Annotated in this window: 22 protein-coding genes; 5 read left to right on the top strand and 17 right to left on the bottom strand. The window is 61.6% G+C overall.

The window, feature by feature from the left end:
* Window positions 1-20 precede the first annotated feature (20 nt).
* From lpxK to AERO9A_RS14045, 4 genes are all read right to left on the bottom strand, one after another.
* Window positions 21-1,022, bottom strand: a complete 1,002-nt coding sequence (gene lpxK, locus AERO9A_RS14060; RefSeq protein WP_159972581.1) for a tetraacyldisaccharide 4'-kinase — start codon at window positions 1,020-1,022, stop codon at window positions 21-23.
* Complete coding sequence (locus AERO9A_RS14055; protein WP_159972580.1) at window positions 1,023-1,451, bottom strand: biopolymer transporter ExbD; 429 nt, start codon at window positions 1,449-1,451, stop codon at window positions 1,023-1,025.
* Window positions 1,448-2,080, bottom strand: a complete 633-nt coding sequence (locus tag AERO9A_RS14050) for a MotA/TolQ/ExbB proton channel family protein (RefSeq protein WP_159972579.1) — start codon at window positions 2,078-2,080, stop codon at window positions 1,448-1,450. The genes AERO9A_RS14055 and AERO9A_RS14050 overlap by 4 nt, the downstream gene beginning before the upstream one ends.
* A 71-nt stretch (window positions 2,081-2,151) precedes the next feature.
* A complete protein-coding gene (locus tag AERO9A_RS14045) occupies window positions 2,152-4,377 on the bottom strand; it encodes a DNA internalization-related competence protein ComEC/Rec2 (protein WP_178111143.1) in 2,226 nt (741 codons plus the stop codon).
* A 117-nt stretch (window positions 4,378-4,494) separates the two neighbouring features.
* On the opposite strand from AERO9A_RS14045, the gene AERO9A_RS14040 reads away from it, so the two are divergent.
* A complete protein-coding gene (locus AERO9A_RS14040) occupies window positions 4,495-5,019 on the top strand; it encodes a DUF2062 domain-containing protein (RefSeq protein WP_159972578.1) in 525 nt (174 codons plus the stop codon).
* A 62-nt stretch (window positions 5,020-5,081) separates the two neighbouring features.
* Here the strand turns inward: AERO9A_RS14040 and AERO9A_RS14035 are convergent, their stop codons facing one another.
* From AERO9A_RS14035 to AERO9A_RS14025, 3 genes are read right to left on the bottom strand one after another with little or no spacing between them, the layout of a single operon-like run.
* Window positions 5,082-6,326, bottom strand: a complete 1,245-nt coding sequence (locus AERO9A_RS14035) for a lipoprotein-releasing ABC transporter permease subunit (RefSeq protein WP_159972577.1) — start codon at window positions 6,324-6,326, stop codon at window positions 5,082-5,084.
* A complete protein-coding gene (lolD, locus tag AERO9A_RS14030) occupies window positions 6,326-7,012 on the bottom strand; it encodes a lipoprotein-releasing ABC transporter ATP-binding protein LolD (RefSeq protein WP_178111177.1) in 687 nt (228 codons plus the stop codon). The genes AERO9A_RS14035 and lolD overlap by 1 nt, the downstream gene beginning before the upstream one ends.
* 19 nt (window positions 7,013-7,031) lie before the next feature.
* Entirely contained in the window at window positions 7,032-8,279 is a 1,248-nt protein-coding gene (locus AERO9A_RS14025; protein WP_159972575.1) for a lipoprotein-releasing ABC transporter permease subunit, read from the bottom strand.
* Between the two features lie 140 nt (window positions 8,280-8,419).
* Between AERO9A_RS14025 and AERO9A_RS14020 the strand changes: the two genes are divergently transcribed.
* Genes AERO9A_RS14020 through AERO9A_RS14005 form a run of 4 tightly spaced genes read left to right on the top strand, consistent with a single transcriptional unit; the run spans window position 8,420 to window position 10,546 of the window.
* Window positions 8,420-8,986, top strand: a complete 567-nt coding sequence (locus AERO9A_RS14020; protein WP_159972574.1) for a PilZ domain-containing protein — start codon at window positions 8,420-8,422, stop codon at window positions 8,984-8,986.
* A gap of 20 nt (window positions 8,987-9,006) precedes the next feature.
* Entirely contained in the window at window positions 9,007-9,309 is a 303-nt protein-coding gene (locus tag AERO9A_RS14015; RefSeq protein ID WP_159972573.1) for a phosphodiesterase, read from the top strand.
* Entirely contained in the window at window positions 9,306-10,025 is a 720-nt protein-coding gene (locus AERO9A_RS14010; RefSeq protein ID WP_159972572.1) for a glycerophosphodiester phosphodiesterase, read from the top strand. The genes AERO9A_RS14015 and AERO9A_RS14010 overlap by 4 nt, the downstream gene beginning before the upstream one ends.
* An 8-nt stretch (window positions 10,026-10,033) precedes the next feature.
* Window positions 10,034-10,546, top strand: coding sequence for an AAA family ATPase (locus AERO9A_RS14005; RefSeq protein WP_159972571.1), 513 nt, complete (start codon window positions 10,034-10,036; stop codon window positions 10,544-10,546).
* A 407-nt stretch (window positions 10,547-10,953) separates the two neighbouring features.
* Here the strand turns inward: AERO9A_RS14005 and sthA are convergent, their stop codons facing one another.
* From sthA to AERO9A_RS13955, 10 genes are all read right to left on the bottom strand, one after another.
* Entirely contained in the window at window positions 10,954-12,348 is a 1,395-nt protein-coding gene (gene sthA / locus AERO9A_RS14000; protein WP_159972570.1) for a Si-specific NAD(P)(+) transhydrogenase, read from the bottom strand.
* A gap of 97 nt (window positions 12,349-12,445) precedes the next feature.
* A complete protein-coding gene (gene nqrM / locus AERO9A_RS13995) occupies window positions 12,446-12,676 on the bottom strand; it encodes a (Na+)-NQR maturation NqrM (protein WP_159972569.1) in 231 nt (76 codons plus the stop codon).
* Window positions 12,673-13,698 (bottom strand): FAD:protein FMN transferase, encoded by a 1,026-nt coding sequence (locus tag AERO9A_RS13990; RefSeq protein ID WP_159972568.1) that lies wholly within the window; start codon window positions 13,696-13,698, stop codon window positions 12,673-12,675. The genes nqrM and AERO9A_RS13990 overlap by 4 nt, the downstream gene beginning before the upstream one ends.
* 2 nt (window positions 13,699-13,700) lie before the next feature.
* Window positions 13,701-14,924 (bottom strand): NADH:ubiquinone reductase (Na(+)-transporting) subunit F, encoded by a 1,224-nt coding sequence (gene nqrF / locus AERO9A_RS13985; protein ID WP_159972567.1) that lies wholly within the window; start codon window positions 14,922-14,924, stop codon window positions 13,701-13,703.
* A 15-nt stretch (window positions 14,925-14,939) separates the two neighbouring features.
* Window positions 14,940-15,548 (bottom strand): NADH:ubiquinone reductase (Na(+)-transporting) subunit E, encoded by a 609-nt coding sequence (gene nqrE, locus AERO9A_RS13980; RefSeq protein WP_159972566.1) that lies wholly within the window; start codon window positions 15,546-15,548, stop codon window positions 14,940-14,942.
* Window positions 15,548-16,222: an NADH:ubiquinone reductase (Na(+)-transporting) subunit D gene (locus AERO9A_RS13975; protein ID WP_178111176.1), complete on the bottom strand. Its 675-nt coding sequence runs from the start codon at window positions 16,220-16,222 to the stop codon at window positions 15,548-15,550. The genes nqrE and AERO9A_RS13975 overlap by 1 nt, the downstream gene beginning before the upstream one ends.
* Entirely contained in the window at window positions 16,219-17,007 is a 789-nt protein-coding gene (locus tag AERO9A_RS13970; RefSeq protein WP_159972564.1) for a Na(+)-translocating NADH-quinone reductase subunit C, read from the bottom strand. The genes AERO9A_RS13975 and AERO9A_RS13970 overlap by 4 nt, the downstream gene beginning before the upstream one ends.
* On the bottom strand, window positions 17,000-18,211 hold the full coding sequence (locus AERO9A_RS13965) for an NADH:ubiquinone reductase (Na(+)-transporting) subunit B (protein WP_159972563.1): 1,212 nt from the start codon (window positions 18,209-18,211) through the stop codon (window positions 17,000-17,002). Before AERO9A_RS13965 ends, AERO9A_RS13970 begins: the two co-directional genes overlap by 8 nt.
* A 3-nt stretch (window positions 18,212-18,214) precedes the next feature.
* Complete coding sequence (locus tag AERO9A_RS13960; RefSeq protein ID WP_159972562.1) at window positions 18,215-19,552, bottom strand: Na(+)-translocating NADH-quinone reductase subunit A; 1,338 nt, start codon at window positions 19,550-19,552, stop codon at window positions 18,215-18,217.
* Window positions 19,553-19,830: 278 nt separating this feature from the next.
* A complete protein-coding gene (locus AERO9A_RS13955; protein ID WP_159972561.1) occupies window positions 19,831-21,279 on the bottom strand; it encodes a glyceraldehyde-3-phosphate dehydrogenase in 1,449 nt (482 codons plus the stop codon).
* Window positions 21,280-21,342 lie beyond the last annotated feature (63 nt).

Here is a 21,342-nt window from a genome sequence, read left to right as displayed (position 1 = left end):
TGGAGTCCTTGCTGGGGTCATCACGACCCCGGTATGAGGCGGGCCAGTGCCTTGTCCAACCAGTCGACGAAGGCCGGCGTAGGCACGGCATCGACGGCCAGGTACCACCAGTCGGCGGCGGCGAAGGCCCGGCATTTCACCGCATCCTTCTCCGTCATCAGCAGCGGCAGCGATGGCTCGAAGCTGAGCTGCGCCACGTCGTACTGAGCATGGTCGGCGAAGGGGTGCGGAACCGGGCGCCAGTTTAGCGCTTCGAGGGTATTGAAGAAACGCTGCGGGTTGCCGATACCGGCCACCGCATGCACGGCCTGCCCGGCCGGGAAATGCTCGATGCCGACGCGCTCGCCGCTGGCAACATTGACCAAAGCAGTCGGTTGCAGGCGGAAGGCGAATCCATCGGCGCGATCCACCTCGGCGCCGTTGAACAGCACGGCATCCACCTCACGCAGGCGTTCGCTCGGCTCACGCAGCGGCCCGGCTGGCAGGCAACGGCGATTGCCCAGGCCACGGGCGGCATCGATCAACACCAGCTCCAGGTCGCGCGCCAGGCGATAGTGCTGCAGGCCGTCGTCGCAAAGGATCAGATCCAGCGTCTCTTCATCCAGCAGCGCACGCACGGCGCGACTGCGATCCGGGTCGATCATCAGCGGCACGCCCGTGCGCTGCACGATCAGTAATGGCTCATCACCGGCCTGCGCCGCCGACTGTTCGGCGTGCACGCGCCAGGGCAGGCTCGGCGGCGTGGCACCGTAGCCACGGCTGACCACGCCGACCTTGAGGCCGCGAGCGCGGCAGTGTTCGATAAGAAAGAGGATCAGCGGCGTCTTGCCGGTGCCGCCGACGGTGATGTTGCCCACCACCAGCACCGGCACCGGCGCGCGATAGATGTCGCCCTCGCCCGCCAGAAAGCGCGCACGTTTACCCTGCACCACACGGCGATACAGACACTCCAGCGGGCGCAGCAGCGCCAGCGCCGGATGGCCGCGATACCAGGCCTCAAGCAAACGGTCGGCAACACTCACTTAAGGGGCTTCCTGCGCTTCCACCGTGGTGATGCGCAGGTGCGCGAAGCCCAGCTTGCCCGCAGCGTCCATGGCCGTGATAACCGCCTGGTGCGGGGTTTTGCCATCAGCACTGATGATCAGCGGTAGGCTGTTGTCGCCAGCGGACTCCTTCTGCATCGCCGCCATCAGATTTTTCAGATTGCTTTCCAGCAGCGCATTGCCGTTGACCGAATAACCGCCATCGGCGCCGATCAGCACCTCGATCTGCTTGAGCTCGGTCTGCTCCGGCGGCGTGCCGCTGGCAGCCTCGGGCAGGTCGACCTTGAGCTGGGTCTCACGGGTGAAGGTGGTAGTGACCACGAAGAACAGCAAGAGGATGAACACCACGTCGATCAACGAGGCCAGGTTGATCTCGACGTTCTCCCGCGGTTTGCGCCGGAATTTCACGCCTTGCCCTCGCCCAGGTCGACGTCGCGATCGCCCTGCACCATTTCCACCAGCTTGATCGCCTCTTGCTCCATGCCCACCACCAGCTCATCGACGCGACGCTGCAGATAACGGTGGAAGAACAGTGCCGGAATGGCCACAAATAGACCCGATGCAGTGGTGATCAGCGCCTTGGAGATACCGCCCGCAAGGATGGCCGCATTGCCGGTACCATTGCCCATGAAGGAGCTGAAAATATCGATCATGCCTAGCACAGTGCCGAGCAGACCAAGCAGCGGTGCGATGCCGGCGATGGTGCCGAGTGCATTGAGGTAGCGTTCAAGATCATGGATAACACGAGCGGCGGCTTCCTGAATGCACTCCTTCATGACCTCACGGCCATGCTTGGAGTTGGCCAGGCCAGCGGCGAGGATCTGCCCCAGCGGCGAGTCTTCCCGCAGTTCCTTGAGCTTCTGGTTGTTCAGCTTCTTGTCCTTGATCCAGCGCCACACCTGAGCCAGCAGGTTAGCCGGGGTGACGCGGGCGGGCCGCAGGGTCCACAGGCGCTCGGCGATGATGCCGGCAGCGGCGATGGAGCAGAGAATGATCGGCAGCATCATCCAGCCGCCAGCTTTGACCAGTTCCCACACGGTAGTGAATCCCCCTCGAAAAAGTCGCGCCACTCTAGCATAGGGTGCAGCGCCGACGACCGCCGCCGTTCTCATTTTTCCCGCCAGAAGCGCGCCTGTTCACGCAGACCCTGGGCGCCGCCCTGTTCGCCCAGGATTATTTGTAGCGCGCCAGTCAGAGCGGTGTCCTGCAACGCGGCGCCAGCCTGGCGATAGCGCGCCACAACCGTTGGATGCGGATGGCCGAAATGATTATGCCGCCCGCGCGAGATCAGCGCCTGAGTGGGCGCCAGCGCCTCGATCAAGGCCTGACTCGACGAGGTGCGACTGCCGTGGTGCGGCGCCAGCAGCCAGTGCACCGGACGCGGTAGATCGGTCGCAAGCAAGGCGGCCTCAGCCTGCACATCAATATCGCCGGTCAGCAGTAAACGCTCGCCATCGGCCTCAACCAGCAGCACGCAGGAGCGCTGGTTGCCTGTCGTGCCTTGCGCCCACTGCCAGAGCGTGAAGGTCACGCCGTCCCATTGCCAATGCTGGCCAGAGGCACAGGCCTCAGCAAGGCGCCCTGAGGCGCGGCGCTCAGGTTCGCCGCTGATCAACTCATCGACCGGCAGCCCGCTCATGATCGCTTCAGCGCCACCGGCGTGATCGGTGTCGGCATGACTGAGCAGAAGCGTATCGAGCCGCTTTACATTCAGCGCGCGCAGCGAAGGCAACACCACACGCTCACCCACATCGAAATCGCCAAAGCGTGGCCCTGCGTCATACAGCAGGCTGTGCTCACGGGTACGCACCAGCACCGACAAGCCCTGGCCGACATCGAACAGCCAGACCTCGGCTCTACCTGGCAGCGGTACAGCAGTCGGTAGAAACAGTGCTGGCAGCATCAGCACGACACCGGGCAGGCGTATGGCAATGCCCGCAGGCAGCAATAACAACAGAGCGCCCAGCAGTAACATGAGCCACGCCCATAACGGCAGCTTGCTTGGCAGCCATGCAGGCATCCAAGCAGCGATCACGGCCAGCAGCTCGAACAACAGATTCAGCGCACCGCCTGCCAACCACAGCAATCCGTCCCCGAACAGCGGGATCGGCAAGAACAGCGTGCCAAGCAAGGCTGCAGGCACCACTACCAGACTGACCCAGGGCACCGCGACAAGATTGGCCAGCGGCCCGCTGATACTCACCGGCAAGCCCAGCGCCAGCATCATCGGCAACAGACCGACGGCCATGGCCCACTGCGCGCGCGAGAGGCTGCTCCACCAGCCCCAACGCCCCAGACGCCCGCCAAAGATCAGCACCAGCAAGGCCACAGCACCGAACGACAACCAGAAACCCGGTTGCAATGAAGCCAGGGGTTCGAGCAGTAGCACCGTCAACAGTGCCGCCAGTAATGGCCAACCCGCGCCAAGATGACGAAAACACAGGCGCCACAACAGCACCAGGGCGACCATCACACAGGCCCGCCTGACCGGCACCTCGAAACCGGCGAGCGCACCGTAGAACAGTGCTCCACACAGGGCCAGCAAACAGGCGCAAGGCAGCCAGGGCAAACCTGCAGGCCACCAACCGCGCTTGGCCAGGCCAGCCACCAGCAGATAGAGAAAGCCGGACAGCAGCGCGATGTGCTGCCCGGAAATGACCATCAGGTGCACCGTGCCGGTGTGCTGCAACAGGCGCCAATCCTCAGTGCTGAGCCCGGAGCCATCGCCCAGCACCAGCGCGGCCAGTCCACCCTCACGACCGTAAGCCGGGCTGGCCAGCAAGCGCTGGCGCAAGGCATCACGCCAGCTTGCCCAGCCTGTAGCCTCGCTCAGACGCTGGCCGGACTTGATGGTGCCCGTGCCACCAATGCGCTGAGCCAGCAGCCAGGCTTCGTAGTCGAAGCCTTGTGGATTGACCAACCCTTGCGGACGCTTGAGGTTGACCGCCAGGCGCCAGCGCTCCCCTGCCTGCAACATTGGCCCGCCATACCAGGCCAGGCGCAGGCGCTGGGGCAATTGCGCGCGGCGTGACCGCGCGTCCTCGAACTCGAAACGCACCACACCCTCACCCACCTCGGGCAGCCCGGCGACTCGCCCCTCTATCCATAGGGTTCGACCATCGAGCTCAGGCGCCAGGCGATCATCCAGCGCCGATTGCGCCGACAGACAGGCCCAGGCGAAACCAAGCAGAAAGAAGCCAACGAAATACGCACGGGTGAACAGCAGCAAGAAACCGATACCAACGGCCACAAATAGCCACTTGTGCGGCGGCAAGACGGTTAGAAAAGGCAGAGTCAGCAGACCGACTGCCAGCGCGAGCATCCCTGTACGCATCGACATTCCTTTGTCACGTTGCACGCCGAGCGCGTGCACCTGCGGTCACAATATCGTCAGGCTAATGGTCATCAATCCGGGCATAATGCCAGGGCTTCCGATTGTCAGAGTCCCTTCATGCCGCGTCGTCTCTTCAAACGCTACATGCCTTCCCCCGACAGCATCAAGGGCAACAAGTCCCTGCGCTTTCTCGGCACCCTGATCCATGACCCGAATCTCTGGCACCTGAACCGCCACTCCGTGGCGCGTGCCATGGCCGTAGGGCTGTTCTGGGCGATGATTCCCATGCCGATGCAGATGCTCGCGGCCGCCGCCGTGGCCATTCCATTACGCGCCAACCTGCCGATATCCATTGGCCTGGTCTGGCTGACCAATCCTATCACCATGCCGCCGGTGTTCTACTGCAGCTACAAACTGGGCGCCTGGCTAAGCGATACGCCCACCATGCGTATGCCCGAGCATCTGACACTGGAGTGGATGGCGGCGGAGCTGACGCACCTATGGAAGCCGCTCTATCTAGGGTCGTTCGTCGCAGGCGTGGTACTGGCCATACTGGGCTATTGCCTGACCATGCTCTACTGGCGCTGGTGGGTGCAGCATAGCTGGCGCAAGCGCCAGGAGAGCAGGCAAAAACAGCTATAAGCTGCAAGCGACAAGTAAAAGCGCCATCCACTTGCAGCTTGTAGCTAGCAGCTTACCGCTGCTTATTCGTAGCGCAGCGCCTCGGCGGGCTGTACCTGGGCGGCACGCCAGGAAGGATAGAGCGTGGCCAGGAAGCTGAGGATCAAGGCCGCTGAGCAGATCAGCGCAACATCCAGCCATTGCAGATCCGACGGCAGGCTGTTGATGAAGTAGACGTCGGAGCTCAGCACGCGCTCACCGGCGAAGGACTCCAGCCAGGCCACCAGTGCGCTGACATTGAGCGCCGCAAGCACGCCGAGTACGCCACCGATCAGAGTGCCGACCACCCCGATCACCGATCCCTGCACCATGAAGATCGCCATGATCTGCCGGGGCGTGGCGCCCAGCGTGCGCAGGATGGCGATGTCACCGCCCTTGTCGGACACCACCATGATCAGCGTGGCGATAATGTTGAACGCCGCCACCGCGACGATCAGCAACAGCAGCAGACCAATCATGGTCTTTTCCATCTTCATCGCACTGAACAGGCTGCCCTGGGTGTGCGTCCAGTCATCGGCGCGGTAGCCGCTACCCAGCTCGGCGACCAGCGCCTTGGACACTTGCGGCGCCTGGTACAAATCTTTCAACGCCAGGCGAATGCCCGGCACCGTGCCGTCCGGCAGGCGCTGCAACGTAGCGGCATCGGCGACGTTGATCAGCGCCAGCGAGCTGTCCAGCTCGGCGCCGACCTTGAAGATCGCCGCCACGTTCAGGCGCTGCATGCGCGGCGTGACGCCGCCCGGCGCGTTGCTCAGCTCGGGGATGATCAGGGTCAGCTTGTCACCCACCTGCAGGCCGAAGCGACGCGCGGTGATATCGCCGATGACCACGCCGAACTCGCCGGGCTGCAGATTGTTCAGGCTGCCCTGCCGTATGTGATTGGGCAGGATCGATACCTTGGCCTCTTCGGCCGGATCGATGCCGTGAATCTGGATCGGCTGCATCGTGCCGCGATGCGAGAGCATGCCTTCCAGTTCGGCATAAGGCGCAGCCGCCTTCACCTCTGGATTGCTCATGGCCTTGGCGGCCAGAGCGCGCCAGTCGGCCACCGGCTCGGCGCCGTAAAGCATGGCATGCGGCACCATACCGAGGATGCGCGAGCTCATTTCCTTCTGGAAGCCATTCATCACCGACAACACCACGATCATCGCCAGCACGCCAAGCGCCAGACCGATCATCGAAGTCAGCGAGATGAACGAGATGAAGTGGTTACGGCGCTTGGCCCGCGTATAGCGGGTGCCGATGAACAGACTCAGCGGACGGAACATCAGATGGCCACCAACTTGCCGTCCTGCAGGCTCAGCACGCGATCCATCTGCCGTGCGAGCTGCATGTCGTGGGTCACCACGAGAAACGCGGTATTGGAGTCCTGACTCAGTTCACGCATCAGCTCCTGGATGCCTTCGGCGGTGTGCTGGTCGAGGTTGCCGGTAGGCTCGTCGAGCAGCACCAGGCCCGGACGGTTGACCAGCGCACGGGCGATAGCCACGCGCTGACGCTCGCCACCGGACAGTTCGGCCGGCTTGTGATTCAGCCGGTGGCCGAGGCCGACCCGCTCCAGCAGCACGGTGGCACGCTGGCGCGCTTCAGGTATCGGCGTCTTGCCGATCAACAGCGGCATGCAGGCATTTTCCAGCGCGGTAAATTCAGCCAGCAGGTGGTGAAACTGGTAAACAAAGCCCAAGGCGCGGTTACGCAGCAAACCACGGGCGGTTTCGCTGAGCGCCGAGAGTTGCTCGCCAGCCAGCCACACACTGCCATCGCTAGGCGTATCCAAGCCACCGAGCATGTTCAGCAGCGTACTCTTGCCCGAGCCGGAGCTGCCGACGATAGCCACGCGCTCGCCGGGGAAGAGTTCAAGCTCCAGGCCGTCGAGCACCACTACCGACTCGGGGCCTTCGTCGTAACGCTTGCTCAGGTTGCGGCAACTGAGCACGGCATTGTGCTGTTTCATGGCGTTCGGGGTCATGGATTCACTCATAACGCAGGGCCTCGGCAGGCTGGGTACGCGACGCGCGCCAGGCGGGATACAGGGTGGCAAAGAAGCTCAGGAACAGGGCGGCGCTGCAGACCATGATCACGTCGGCGGCCTGCAACTGCGACGGCAGGTAGTCGATGAAGTACACATCGGCATTGAGGAATTTGATCCCCAACAAATGCTCGATACCGGCGATCAGCGCACTGACATTAAGCGCGGCAAGAATGCCCAGCACGGCGCCGATCAGGGTGCCGACCACACCGATCACCGTGCCCTGCACCATAAAGATGGCCATGATCTGCCGCGGCGTAGCGCCCAGGGTACGCAGGATGGCGATATCGCCCTTCTTGTCGTTCACCACCATCACCAGCGTGGAGATGATGTTGAACGCGGCCACTGCGACGATCAGCAGCAGCAGCAGACCGATCATGGTCTTTTCCATGCGGATGGCCTGGTACAGGTTGCCATGGGTGCGCGTCCAGTCACGGGCGTAGAAGTCGCCATCCAGACGCTGGGCAATTTCCCAGGCGGCACGCGGGGCCTGGAACAGGTCGTCGAACTTCAGACGCAGGCCCTGCACCTGATCTGGCTTCCAGCGCTGCAAACGCGCCAGGTCGGTGATATTGGCCAGAGCCAGGCCGCCGTCGATCTCGCCGGCACCGACATGGAAAATTCCGGTGATGGTGAAGCGCTTCAGACGCGGGAACATGCCGGCCGGGGTCACGGTGACCTCGGGGGCGACGAAGGTGACCTTGTCACCGACCTTGACGCCCAGCTTGGCGGCCGCTTTGTCGCCGATGATCATGGCGAACTCGCCAGGCGCCAGACTCGCCAGATCACCTTCGCGCATGAAGTTGTCGATGATCGACACCTTGTGCTCCTGCTCGGGGTCGATGGCGTTGATCAGCGCCTTCTGTACCTTGCCATCGTGGGTCAGCAGGCCCTGCATCTGGGTGAACGGCGCGACTGCCACCACACCCGGATGCTGCTTGACCTGACGCTCCAGCGCCGGCCAATCGCTCACCGGGGTCGGCGACTCTACCGTAGCGTGCGGGATCATGCCCAACACACGGGTACGCATCTCATGGTCGAAGCCATTCATCACCGACAGCACCAAAATCATCACCGTCACCCCCAGGGTGAGGCCGAGCATGGAGGTCAGCGAGATGAAGGATACGAAGTGGTTGCGGCGCTTGGCCCGTGTGTAGCGCGTACCGATGAAAACGAACAGAGGTTTGAACATGTCGGGGAGGATTCGGGGGAAAGAGGAACGTCCTTGTGGCGGGGCCTGAGCAGCGGCCTTACACTCAGAACCTATGCGAACCAGGCCCTGGCCGGATCGTCAACGAGTTCTCTGACCACCACCGCTGCCATGGGTTCGCCATGTCGACAAACGATGTAGATGATCGCCGCGAATACTACCGTATCGACGATACGATCGCACTGGAATTCAACCTGCTGTCAGGTGCCGCGGCGCATTCCAGCGACGTACTTCACGACGCCTCACCGCTGTTCAACCTGCTCAGCGACCTGCACCTGATGGACTTCGAGTCACAGCACCTGCTGCGTCATATCAGCGAGCGCGACCGTACACTGGCCAACTACCTGAAGGTGATCAACAAGCGCATTGACCTGCTCGGCCAGGCCATGGCGCAGAGCCTGCTGCGCGACATCGGTACGCCACGGCGGGTGTCCCTGTCCGAGGGCGGCATCAGTTTCAACAACCTGCAACCGGTAACGCCTGGCAGCCACCTGGCGATCAAGATGGTGCTGATGCCACAGGCCCTCGGCCTGTTACTGCGCGCAGAGGTGGTGCATTGCAGCCAACGCGCGGACGGGCAGTACGAAATCGGCACCGAGTTCGAAGCGCTGACCGATGCCCAGCGCCAGTTGCTGGCCCGGCACATCCTGCAGAAACAGGCGCTGGAACGGCGCCAGGCCCGTGAATGACCGCCACACAAGGAAGCGCCATGCAGCGTCTTGCCCTTCTGCTCGCCCTGCTTGCTCCCGGCGCCTTGCTCGCCGACACCCTGACCATCCCCGTCGGTAGCCAGGGCGCCGACATCGATGTTGCCAGTCTGCCGCACAAGGGCGAGTCGAAACGTGCGGTGCTCGAACGCTTCGGCCTGGCCGACGAAGAACATGCCCCCATCGGCAAGCCGCCAATCACCCGCTGGGACTACCGCGACTTCAGCGTCTATTTCGAATACGACCACGTGCTCGACAGCGTGCGTCATCACCAGCCAGGCCAACCCGCCAAGGAGCAACAGTGACCCTTATCTACGGCCATCGCGGCGCCAAGGGCGAAGCACCGGAAAATACCCTGACCAGCTTCCAGCGCTGCCTGGAACACGGCGTCAATCGCTGCGAACTGGATCTGCACCTGTCTCGCGATGGCGAGCTCATGGTCATCCACGACCCGACCCTGAAACGCACCACCGGCCAACGCGGCAAGGTGGTCGAACACAATGCCGCCGATCTGGTGCAATACGACGCGCGCAAGGGAGGCCCCGGCTGGATGCACCCCTGCCCGATTCCGCGCCTGGAAGCGTTATTCGAGCAGTGCCCGTTCGAGCACTGGCAACTGGAGGTCAAAAGCGCCTCGCGGGTTCGTGCGGCACGTACCGTACTGGCCATCGCCGAGTTGACTGCCAAGCACGGTTTGAACGAACGCGTGACCATCACCTCCAGCTCGCGGGAAGTGCTCAAGGCCGCGCGCGAGCTGGCGCCGCACCTGCAATTGGGGCTGGTGGCCGAATACGCCTGGCTCGATCCGCTCAAGGTTGCCACCCATTACCAGTGTCACTTGCTGGCACTGAACTGGACGCTGTGCACGCCCGAGCGTTTACTCAAGGCACAGAAGCAAGGGCTGCACGTGTCGGTGTGGACGGTCAACGAGCCCGCCCTGATGCGCCGCCTCGCCGACTTCGGCGTCGACAGCATCATCACCGACTTCCCCGGCCTGGCGGTGCAGACGCTGCGCGGTTGAGGCCAGTCATGCTCATCGTGTTCAGCGGCCTTCCAGGTACCGGCAAAACCACCCTAGCCAGAGCGCTGGCGGTCAGCCTGGAGGCTGTTTACCTGCGTATTGACAGCATCGAGCAGTCATTGCGCAACAGCCAGGCCATGGGCAGTGAGATCGGCAGCAGTGCCTACGCGGTCGCCAATGCCATCGCGTTGGATAACTTGAACAATGGTCGCCTGGTTGTCGCTGACTGCGTCAACCCGGTTCAGGAAAGTCGTGCAGCCTGGGCTGCAACAGCAGCCAGAGCCAACTGCCGGCTACTGAACGTGCTAGCCATCTGCTCCGATGAAAGTCTTCACCGGCAGCCAGTGGAGTCGAGGATCAGCGACGTGCCTGGCCTGGTACCACCGACCAGGCAATCAGTCAGCCAGCATGAATATGAAGCCTGGCAGAACGCACCGTTCACCGTCGATAGCGCACGACTCTCCCCTCAAGCCGCGCAGGCCTTGATAGCTGAGCAGGTTGCGGCCTGCATGGTCGAGTAATCGAACGCAACCAGCCGGGCCTGATGCACCGCCCGGCGGTGCAGACGCTGCGCGGCTGAACCTCGTAGGGTGCGCCATGCACACCAGCACCCCACACTAGCGAGCTCCAGCTCGATAGCCTTGGTGCGCGCAGCGCACCCTACGGACTGAGGTAGGAGCGGATTTATCCGCGATGCGGAGCGGTGCAGCCGCGTAGCCGGACGCAATCCGGGGATGCCTGCCCCGAGCCCCCCGGATTGCATCCGGGCTACGAATACAGCGCCCATAACGACAAAACCGGCCTAAAGCCGGTTTTGTCGTTTGCTGCCGCCTGAGACGCTAGAAGCTCTCCCGATTCGGCCAGCGCCAGTCGCAAGCCTGCTCCCAGCCTACCTCCCCGACCGGCTCAGGCCGCCGGCCGGTGCCGCTCAAAAAAGCCGGTTGAGGCCGTCGAACGCTGCTACCCGGTAGGCTTCGGCCATGGTCGGGTAGTTGAAGGTGGTGTTGATGAAGTACTTGACCGTGTTGGCCTCGCCCTTCTGGTTCATGATCGCCTGGCCGATGTGGACGATCTCCGAAGCCTGATAGCCAAAGCAGTGCACGCCAAGCACTTCCAGGGTCTCACGGTGGAAGAGAATCTTCAGCATGCCGACCGGCTCCACCGAGATCTGCGCACGGGCCATGCCCTTGAAGAAGGCCTTGCCCACTTCGTAGGGCACCTTGGCCTGGGTCAGCTCACGCTCGGTCTTGCCGATGGAGCTGATCTCGGGAATGGTGTAGATGCCGGTCGGTACGTCATCGACGAAGCGCCAGCTACCGTTGTCGACGATGCTGCCGGCCGCAGAACGGCCCTGGTCGGAGGCGGCACTGGCCAGGCTTGGCCAGCCGATCACGTCGCCAGCGGCGTAGATGTTGCTGACCTCGGTGCGGTAATACTCATCCACCTGGATCTGGCCACGGCTGTTGACGCCGATGCCGATGTTCTCCAAGCCCAGCTTGTCGGTGTTGCCGGTACGACCGTTGCACCACAGCAGCGCGTCGGCCTTGATCTTCTTGCCGGACTTGAGGTGCAGGATCACCCCGTTCTCCACCCCTTCGATGCGCTCGTAGTCCTCGTTGTGACGAATCAGCACATTGTTGTTGCGCAGGTGATAGCTGAGCGCATCGGAAATTTCGTCGTCGAGGAAACTAAGCAACTGGTCTCGGTTGTCGATCAGGTCGACCAGCACACCCAGACCGCTGAAGATCGAGGCGTACTCGCAGCCGATCACACCGGCTCCGTAGATGATCAGACGGCGCGGCGTGTGGCCGAGGCTGAGGATAGTGTCGCTATCGTAGATACGCGGGTGGTTGAAATCGATATCGGCGGGGCGGTAAGGGCGCGAGCCGGTGGCGATGACGACCTGCTTGGCCACCAGTTTTTCCACCACACCATTGAGGCAGACCACTTCGACGGTCTGCTCGTCGGCGAAGCTGGCGGTACCGAAGTAGGTGTCGATGCGGTTGCGCGCGTAGTAGCCGGTGCGCGAGGTGACTTGCTTGGCGATCACCTTCTCGGCGCTTTTCAGCACGTCGGGGAAGGAGAACCAGCGCGGCTCACCGATCTGGCGGAACATCGGGTTGGTGTTGAACTGCATGATCTGCCGCACCGAGTGGCGCAGCGCCTTGGACGGGATGGTGCCGAGGTGGGTGCAGTTGCCGCCGACCAGCGGGCGGTTGTCGACGACCGCCACCTTGCGCCCGGCCTTGGCCGCGTTCATCGCCGCGCCCTCGCCCGCCGGGCCCGAGCCCAGCACCACTACGTCATAGTTGTAGACCGCCATGTTTACTCCTCAGATCAGGCCGGAGCGCTTGTGGCGCACCCTCGGCAGGGCCGACCCAGGTTGGCGGGTCGGCTATCGTTCAATGCTTCGTTTGCACTCAGCGCTTGCTGGCGTCGTATGCGAGGTCGGTACGCGGCGCTTCGTCCTTGTCGCGGTTCACCTCTTCGCACTTCTCGCGGCTACCGCCACAGATCGAGCATTCCTTTTCGATGCCCAGGTTGGCGATGCCACCGCAGGAACCGGCGATGGGTTTGCGCCCCATGATCACACCAATGGCCATCATGCCGACGACCAGCACCATGACCAGAAATACCACCACGAATGTCATTGCTCTTCTCCTGCAGCGAATAGCTGCTCGAATGCGTGCGTACCCTGCGTGACGAAGCCCTTGCCGTCACGCGTGATGAAGAACGCGGCGATACCGTTGCGCTCGGCGAAGGCCATACCGGCCTCGGGCCCGAGCACCATCAACAGAGTAGACAAGCCATCGGCGCGCGAGGTCGACTTATCGGCCACGGTGACGGCTGCCAGCTTGTGGCGAACCGGGCGCCCGGTCAACGCATCGAGCGTGTGCGAATAACGCTCGCCATTCTCCTCGAAATAGTTGCGGTAATCACCTGAAGTGGAAATACCGTAGCCATCGAGTTGCAGAATCCGCTGGGCGACACGCTCGTCGTCACGCGGCGCTTCCAGGCCAATACGCCAGTGGCTGCCATCAGGTTTGAGGCCCGCAGCCTTGAGCTCACCTGTGGCTTCGACCAGGTAACTGGTGACGCCCAGCTCGCCCAGACGCGCAACGATACGATCCACCGCATAACCGGCGGCAATGCTATTGAAATCGACCTGTACGTCAGCGTCCTTGCATAGCTGCTCGCCGTCGATGCGCAGATGCTGCTGGCCGACACGCTGGCGCACCTCGGCCAGTTTCTCGTCGCTCGGCACTGCCTCGCCCACACCGCGCGGGCCGAAGCCCCAGAGATCGAGCAGCGGCTCCAGGGTCAGGTCGAACGCGCCCTGGCTTTCCTCATGCAGCCGGTTGCCGGCACGCACCAGATCCAGCACACCCTCAGGCATAGCCTGGCAGGTGCCTGCTGGGGCTTTGTTGAAGCGCTCGATCAGCGAATCGTCGCGGTAGGTGGACATCTGCTGGTCGATCTCGGCAAGGATCGCCTCGGTCGCGGCCTTTATTTCGGTTTGTGGCGCGACACCCTCGCTGCGCACGTATTTGACCGAATAGGTGCTGCCCATGGTCGGGCCGCCGAACTCTTCGATCCGCTCAGAATGCAAGCAGCCCGTTAGGGCTGCCGCCAGGGCGACAGCGATAACGGGCTGAAGTACAGCAAGCTTCATGCTTAACCGCCGAAGTCGTCGAGGAGAATGTTCTCCGGCTCGACACCCAAGTCGGTCAGCATCTTGATCACCGCGGCGTTCATCATGGGCGGGCCGCACATGTAGAACTCGCAATCCTCAGGCGCCTTGTGGGTCTTGAGGTAGTTCTCGTACAGCACGTTGTGGATGAAGCCGGTCAGTCCCGTCCAGTTGTCTTCCGGCTGGGGATCGGACAGTGCCAGGTGCCACTGGAAGTTCGGATTTTCCGCCGCCAGTTGATCGTACTCTTCGTTGTAGAAGGCCTCGCGCATGGAGCGCGCGCCGTACCAGAAACTGATCTTTCGCGTGGACTTCAGGCGCTTGAGCTGATCGAAGATATGCGAACGCATCGGCGCCATGCCGGCACCACCACCGATGAAGACCATCTCGGCGTCGGTATCCTTGGCAAAGAACTCACCGAACGGCCCGTACACGGTGACCTTGTCGCCGGGCTTGAGGCTGAAGACGAAGGACGACATCTTGCCTGGTGGCAGATGATCCTTGCCCGGTGGCGGCGAGGCGATACGGATGTTGAATTTGACGATGCCCTGCTCTTCCGGGTAGTTCGCCATCGAGTAGGCACGAATCACGGTCTCTTCGACCTTGGACACGTACTTCCACTGGTTGAACTTGTCCCAGTCGCCACGGTATTCGGGCTGAATGTCGAAGTCCTTGTAGTGCACAGTGTGCGGCGGGCATTCGAGCTGCACGTAGCCACCGGCGCGGAAGTTGACGTTCTCGCCTTCCGGCAGTTTCAGCGTCAGTTCCTTGATGAAGGTGGCGACGTTCGGGTTGGACTCGACCGTGCACTCCCACTTTTTCACGCCGAAGACTTCTTCGGGGACTTCGATCTTCATGTCCTGTTTAACTGCGGTCTGGCAGGACAGGCGCCAGCCCTCACGGGCTTCGCGCTTGGTGAAGTGCGACTCTTCGGTAGACAGCATCTCGCCGCCGCCGCTTTCCACGATGCACTTGCACTGAGCGCAGGTACCGCCGCCGCCACAGGCCGAAGACAGGAAGACGTTGTTGGCGGCCAGGGTTTGCAGCAGCTTGCCGCCGGCCGGTACCACGATGGTTTTCTCGCCGTTGATCTCGATGCTCACATCGCCGCTGGAAACCAGCTTGGCGCGTGCGGCGAGAATCATCACCACCAGCGCCAGGACGATGGCGGTAAACATGCCGATCGCGAGGAAGATTTCGTAATTCATCTGTTCATCCTTTCCTTACAGCTGCACGCCGGAGAAGGACATGAAGCCCAGCGACATCAGACCGATGGTGATGAAGGTGATGCCCAACCCCTGCAGGCCAGCCGGTACGTCGCTGTACTTGAGCTTCTCGCGGATACCCGCCAGCGCAGCGATAGCCAGCGCCCAGGACAGACCCGAGCCAAAGCCGTACACGGTACTTTCCGCCAGGTTGTAGTCACGCTCGACCATGAACAGGGTGCCGCCCATGATGGCGCAGTTCACGGTGATCAGCGGCAGGAACACGCCCAGAGCGTTGTAGAGCGCCGGCACGTATTTATCCAACAGCATTTCCAGAATCTGCACGATGGCGGCGATCACGCCGATATAGCTGAGCAGACCAAGGAAGCTCAGGTCTACGTTAGGTAGACCGGCCCAGGCCAGCGCGCCGTCCTTGAGCAGATAGGTGTAGATCAGGTTGTTGGCCGGAACGGTGATGACCTGAACCACGACCACGGCGATACCCAGACCGATCGCGGTCTCCACCTTCTTGGAGATAGCGATGAAGGTGCACATGCCGAGGAAGAAGGCCAGAGCCATGTTCTCGACGAACACCGCCTTGGCCAGCAGGCTGAGATAGTGCTCCATTAGTAGGCCTCCTTGTTGGACACTTGAGGCGCCATCTTGTAGCTCGGTTTCTCGACCTGCTCTTTCTTCCAGCTACGCAACGCCCAGATGAACAGACCGATCAGGAAGAACGCGGACGGTGGCAGCAGCAGCATGCCATTGGGCTGGTACCAGCCGCCGTCGTTGACCACCGGAATGATCTCGTAGCCCATCAGTTTGCCAGCGCCGAACAGCTCGCGCACCACGCCCAGAACAATCAACATGGCGCTGTAACCCAGGCCGTTACCGATACCGTCGAAGAACGACAGCACGGGCGGGTTCTGCATGGCGAAAGCTTCGGCACGCCCCATCACGATGCAGTTGGTGATGATCAGACCGACGAACACCGACAACTGTTTGGACAGGCTGAAGGCGTAGGCCTTGAGCACCTGATCCACCACGATCACCAGCGAGGCGATGATCACCATTTGCACGATCATGCGGATCGAGCTGGGGATCTGGCTGCGGATCATCGAGATGAACAGGTTGGAGAAGGCCGTTACCAGCGTCAGGGCAACGGACATCACCAGCGCGGTCTTCAGGTTCGAGGTGACCGCCAGGGCCGAGCAAATCCCGAGGATCTGCAGGCCGATGGGGTTGTTGTTGAAGATCGGATTAAGCAGGACTTCTTTAATAGTCGGCTGCGACATGATCAGGCCTCCCCTGCACGCAGGTTAGCGATAAACGGACCGAAGCCGTTCTGGCCAAGCCAGAACTGCAGCAGGTGACTGACACCGTTGCTGGTCAGGGTCGCGCCAGCCAGGGCATCGACCTGATGTGCGGCTTGCGGACTCTGCGGATCGACACCGCCTTTGACCACTTTCACCGCCAGCTTGCCGTTCTCGTCGAACAGCGTCTTGCCCGGCCACTGGCCCTTCCACTTCGGATTGTCGACTTCACCACCAAGGCCCGGCGTCTCGCCGTGCTGGTAGAAGCCCATGCCGACCACGGTATTGAGGTCGCCCTTGACGGCGATAAAGCCGTACAGGGTCGACCACAGCCCGTAGCCACGCACCGGCAGGATCAGGGTTTGCACCTGACCATCCTTTTCCACCAGGTAAACGGTGCTGTAACGCTCCTGGCGCTTGATACCCGCCACGTCTTCACTGCCCTTGAGTGCAGTAGAGAGTTTCGGATCCTTGGCTGCCTTGAGCGGATCGAAGGTCATCGGGTCGAACGCATCGGAGAACTTGCCGGTTTGCAAGTCGACCAGTTTGGCGGTGATGGTGCTGCCGAATACCTCTTTCACCTTGGCCGAAGACATGCCCGGCTCACCCAGGCCGGCGATGGCCAGAATGCTGCGCTGCTTGTCCAGCAAGCGGTTTTCCACCTGCGTCGGTTTCAGGGCGATGGCCGCGCCGGCCACAAACACCGAGCACACCAGGCAGACCAGCAGGGCTACCGTGAGGGTGCGGACGGTGGATTCTTTTTGACTAGACATTACGTGCCAGCCTCCGCTTGATATTGGCCTGAACGACGAAGTGGTCGATCAGCGGTGCGAACAGGTTGGCGAGCAGAATCGCCAGCATCATGCCCTCGGGGAAGGCCGGGTTGACCACACGGATCAGCACCACCATCACGCCGATCAGGGCACCGAAGATCCACTTGCCGGTGTTGGTCATGGAAGCCGATACCGGATCGGTGGCCATGAAGAACATGCCGAAAGCGAAACCGCCCACTACCAGATGCCAGTACCAGGGCATGGCGAACATCGGGTTGGTGTTCGAACCGATGCTGTTGAACAGCAGGCTCAGACCAATCATGCCCAACATCACGCCAGCGACGATGCGCCAAGAAGCAATACGAGTCAGCAGCAGGATCAGGCCGCCGATGGCGATGGCCAGGGTGCTGGTTTCACCGATGGAGCCGTGAATCGTACCGACGAAGGCATCCATCCAGGTCACGCCATGGTTGATCACGTTCTCGACGCCGCCAGATGCCGCCAGGCTCAGCGAAGTCGCGCCAGCGAAACCATCAACGGCAGTCCACACCGCGTCACCGGACATCTGCGCCGGGTAGGCGAAGAACAGGAAGGCACGGCCGGTCAATGCTGGGTTGAGGAAGTTCTTGCCAGTACCGCCAAACACTTCCTTGCCAATCACCACGCCGAAGCTGATACCCAGAGCCACCTGCCACAGCGGAATGCTCGGCGGCAGGATCAGGGCGAACAGCACGGAGGTGACGAAGAAGCCTTCGTTGACTTCGTGACGACGGATCGAGGCGAACAGCACTTCCCAGAAGCCGCCGACGATGAAGGTCACCGCGTAGACGGGCAGGAAGTAGGCCGCACCCTGGATAAAGTTGTCCCACAGGTTATTTGGGTCGAAACCGGCCAGCGAGCCGATCAGGGCGAAGCGCCAGCCTTCCTGCGCCGCCAGCAGATCAGGGCTCTGGGCGAAGATCAGGTTGGCCTGGTAGCCGGTGTTCCACATACCGAAGAACATGGCCGGAAAGGTGCACAGCCACACGGTGATCATCATGCGCTTGAGGTCGATGCCATCACGCACGTGAGCGGTGGTCTTGGTCACACTGCCAGGACGGTAGAAGAAGGTGTCGATGGCTTCGTAGAGGGCGTACCACTTCTCGTACTTGCCGCCCTTTTCGAAGTTGTGCTCGATCTTGTCGAGGAATGCACGGATACCCACGGATTAACCCTCCTTCTCGATACGGGCGAGGTTATCCCGCAGGATCGGGCCGTATTCATACTTGCCAGCACAGACGTAGGTGCACAGCGCCAGGTCTTCTTCGTCGAGTTCCAGGCAGCCCAGTTTCTGCGCCATCTCGGTGTCACCGACGATCAGGTAGCGCAGCAGTTGAGTCGGCAGGATATCCAGCGGCATTACCGCTTCGTAGTTGCCGACCGGCACCATGGCGCGCGGGCTGCCGTTGGTGGTGGTGGTGAAGTTGAACAGCTTGCCGCTAGTCAGCTTGGACACAAAGATGTTCAGCACCGAGTGCTTGTTCACCCCGGCACGCAGGTAATGCATCATTTCGCGGTCGTTGCCTTCGCTCAGGCAAGACACCTGATTGTGGTAACGGCCGAGGAAAGCGAATGCACCACGAGCGGTACGACCGCCGAACACTGAACCGGAAATGACGCGATTGACACCCGGTTTGAGCTCACCGGCGGTAAGTGCCTCCAGACTGGCGCCCAGACGCGTGCGCAACAGACGCGGTTGCTCGGCGACGGGGCCACCCAGCGCGACGACGCGCTCGACGAACAATTGACCGGTGGTGAACAGCTTGCCCACGGCGATCACGTCCTGATAACCGATCTGCCAAACGCTCTTGCTGGCGCTGACCGGATCGAGGAAGTGAATGTGAGTGCCCGGCAGGCCGGCCGGATGCGGGCCCGCAAAGGCTTCGCTGTGTACTTTGGCGAGTTTCTCGCCTGGCAGACTGAGGCCTTCGGCCTTGCACAGGAAAACCTTGGCCAGTTGCCCGAGGACTTTCAGGCCGTTTTCGAAATCAGTGGCATGCTCGCCGATGACCACTGCCGGATCTGCGGCCAGCGGGTGCGTGTCGATAGCAGTGACGAAGATCGAGCTGGGCACGGCATCAATGGCCGGCACCTTGCTGAACGGGCGGCTGCGCAAGGCAGTCCACAAGCCGGACTGCTGCAGGTTCTCGCGAACCTGGGCATCGCTCAGCGACTCGATCTGGTCAGCCGCATACTGAGCGAAAGTCTCTTGTTCGTCGCCATCGACGTCGATGACCACGGACTGCAGCACACGCTTCTCGCCGCGATGGATGGCGCTGATCACGCCGGCAGCCGGAGCGGTATAACGCACGCCAGGTGTTTTCTTGTCGGTGAACAGCAGTTGACCGAGCTTCACTCGATCGCCCACCTCCACCTCCATCGTCGGCTTCATCCCGTGATAGTCGAAGCCGATGACGGCGACGCTGCGTACGGGCCTGGCGGCCTCGATACGCTGTGTCGGCGCACCTGTTATGGGCAAATCAAGCCCATGCTTTAGTTTGATCATAGGTCTGCCTAACCACTGATTTAGAAAGCTTCTTATAGGACAGGGGTTGCACTCGAAACCCTAATAGGGCTACCCACGCCAGCGTATTGCGGGCATGAATGAAGGTGCATAACCTGGGTAAAAAACCGCTCAATTATAGAGATGCCCCCCCACACTGACCACCCAAGCACTTGTTTTTTTGGCGCTTCGGTAACAGTCGGCAACAGTCTGCCCTCACCCAGACTTGCCAGAAAAACAAAACGGGAGCCTGAGCTCCCGTTGTTCATGCTTGCCGCTGATCAGCGGGGAAAGGCTGGCGGGTTGACCCCGGCCATATCTTCCATCACACGCACCACCTGGCAGCTATAACCGAACTCATTGTCGTACCAGACGTACAGCACGACGCGGTTATCGTTGGCGATGGTGGCTTCGGCATCGACCACACCGGCATGACGCGAACCAACGAAGTCGGTCGACACCACTTCCTGCGAGCTGACGAAGTCGATCTGCTTCTGCAGATCCGAGTGCATGGCCATCTGACGCAGATACTCGTTGATCTCTTCGCGGCTGGTAGCCTTCTCCAGGTTCAGGTTGAGGATGGCCATGGACACGTTCGGCGTCGGTACGCGAATGGCATTGCCGGTCAGCTTGCCTTTCAGCACCGGCAGCGCCTTGGCGGCTGCGGTGGCCGCACCGGTCTCGGTGATGACCATGTTCAGCGCGGCGCTACGACCACGACGACTGCCTTTATGGAAGTTGTCGATCAAGTTCTGGTCGTTGGTGTACGAGTGAACAGTCTCGACGTGACCGTTGACGATACCGTACTGATCATTAACGGCCTTGAGCACCGGCACGATGGCGTTGGTGGTGCAGGAAGCAGCCGAAATGATCTTGTCCTCAGCGGTGATTTCGCTGTGGTTGATGCCGTGCACAATGTTCTTCAGCGCGCCCTTGCCCGGCGCGGTCAGCACTACGCGATCAACGCCCGGACACTGCAGGTGCTGCCCCAGACCCTCGGCATCACGCCATACACCGGTGTTATCCACCAGCAGTGCATTCTTGATGCCGTACTGGGTGTAATCGACTTCTTTCGGATCCTTGGCGTAAATCACCTGAATCAGATTGCCGTTGGCAGTCAGGGTGCTATTTTCTTCATCGATGGTGATGGTGCCATTGAACTTGCCATGCACCGAATCACGACGCAGCAGGCTGGCACGCTTGACCAGATCATTGCTCGCGCCCTTACGCACGACAATGGCACGCAGACGCAGGCCATCACCACCACCGGTCTTCTCGATCAGGATACGTGCCAGCAGACGGCCAATACGGCCGAAACCGTACAGCACCACGTCAGTACCTTCACGCGCCGAGCCGTTCTGCTTACCAACCACATCGGCCAGCTCGTCCTTGACGAACTGCTCAACGCTGCGACCAGCACCCTCGGCCTTGAACTTGGCAACCAGCTTGCCCAGATCAACAGAGGCAGCACCGAGCTTCAGCTCGCTCATGGTTTTGAGCATGGGGAAGGTATCGTGCACGGACAGCTCAGCCTCTTCGGCCAAGCGATGGCGGGCGAAACGGTGGGCCTTGAGAATGTCGATGACCGAACGATTGATCAGGCCACGGCCATAAATCGAGGTCACCACATTGTTGTTGCGGTAGAGCTGGCCAATCAGCGGAATCATGGCTTCCGCGAGGGCTTCACGATCGATCCATTCACCGAGACACTGGTCGGGCTTCTGAGTCACGGGCAGTACCTTCTACATGTAGGGGCTGAAAAAAGGGGCTACATTATGACGGCGAGCGCCTGC

This window comes from Pseudomonas sp. 8Z, assembly GCF_902506535.1.
Classification (GTDB): domain Bacteria; phylum Pseudomonadota; class Gammaproteobacteria; order Pseudomonadales; family Pseudomonadaceae; genus Aquipseudomonas.
The sequence above is the reverse complement of the archived record's forward strand: the minus strand, read 5'-3'. Positions and strand labels throughout refer to the sequence as shown.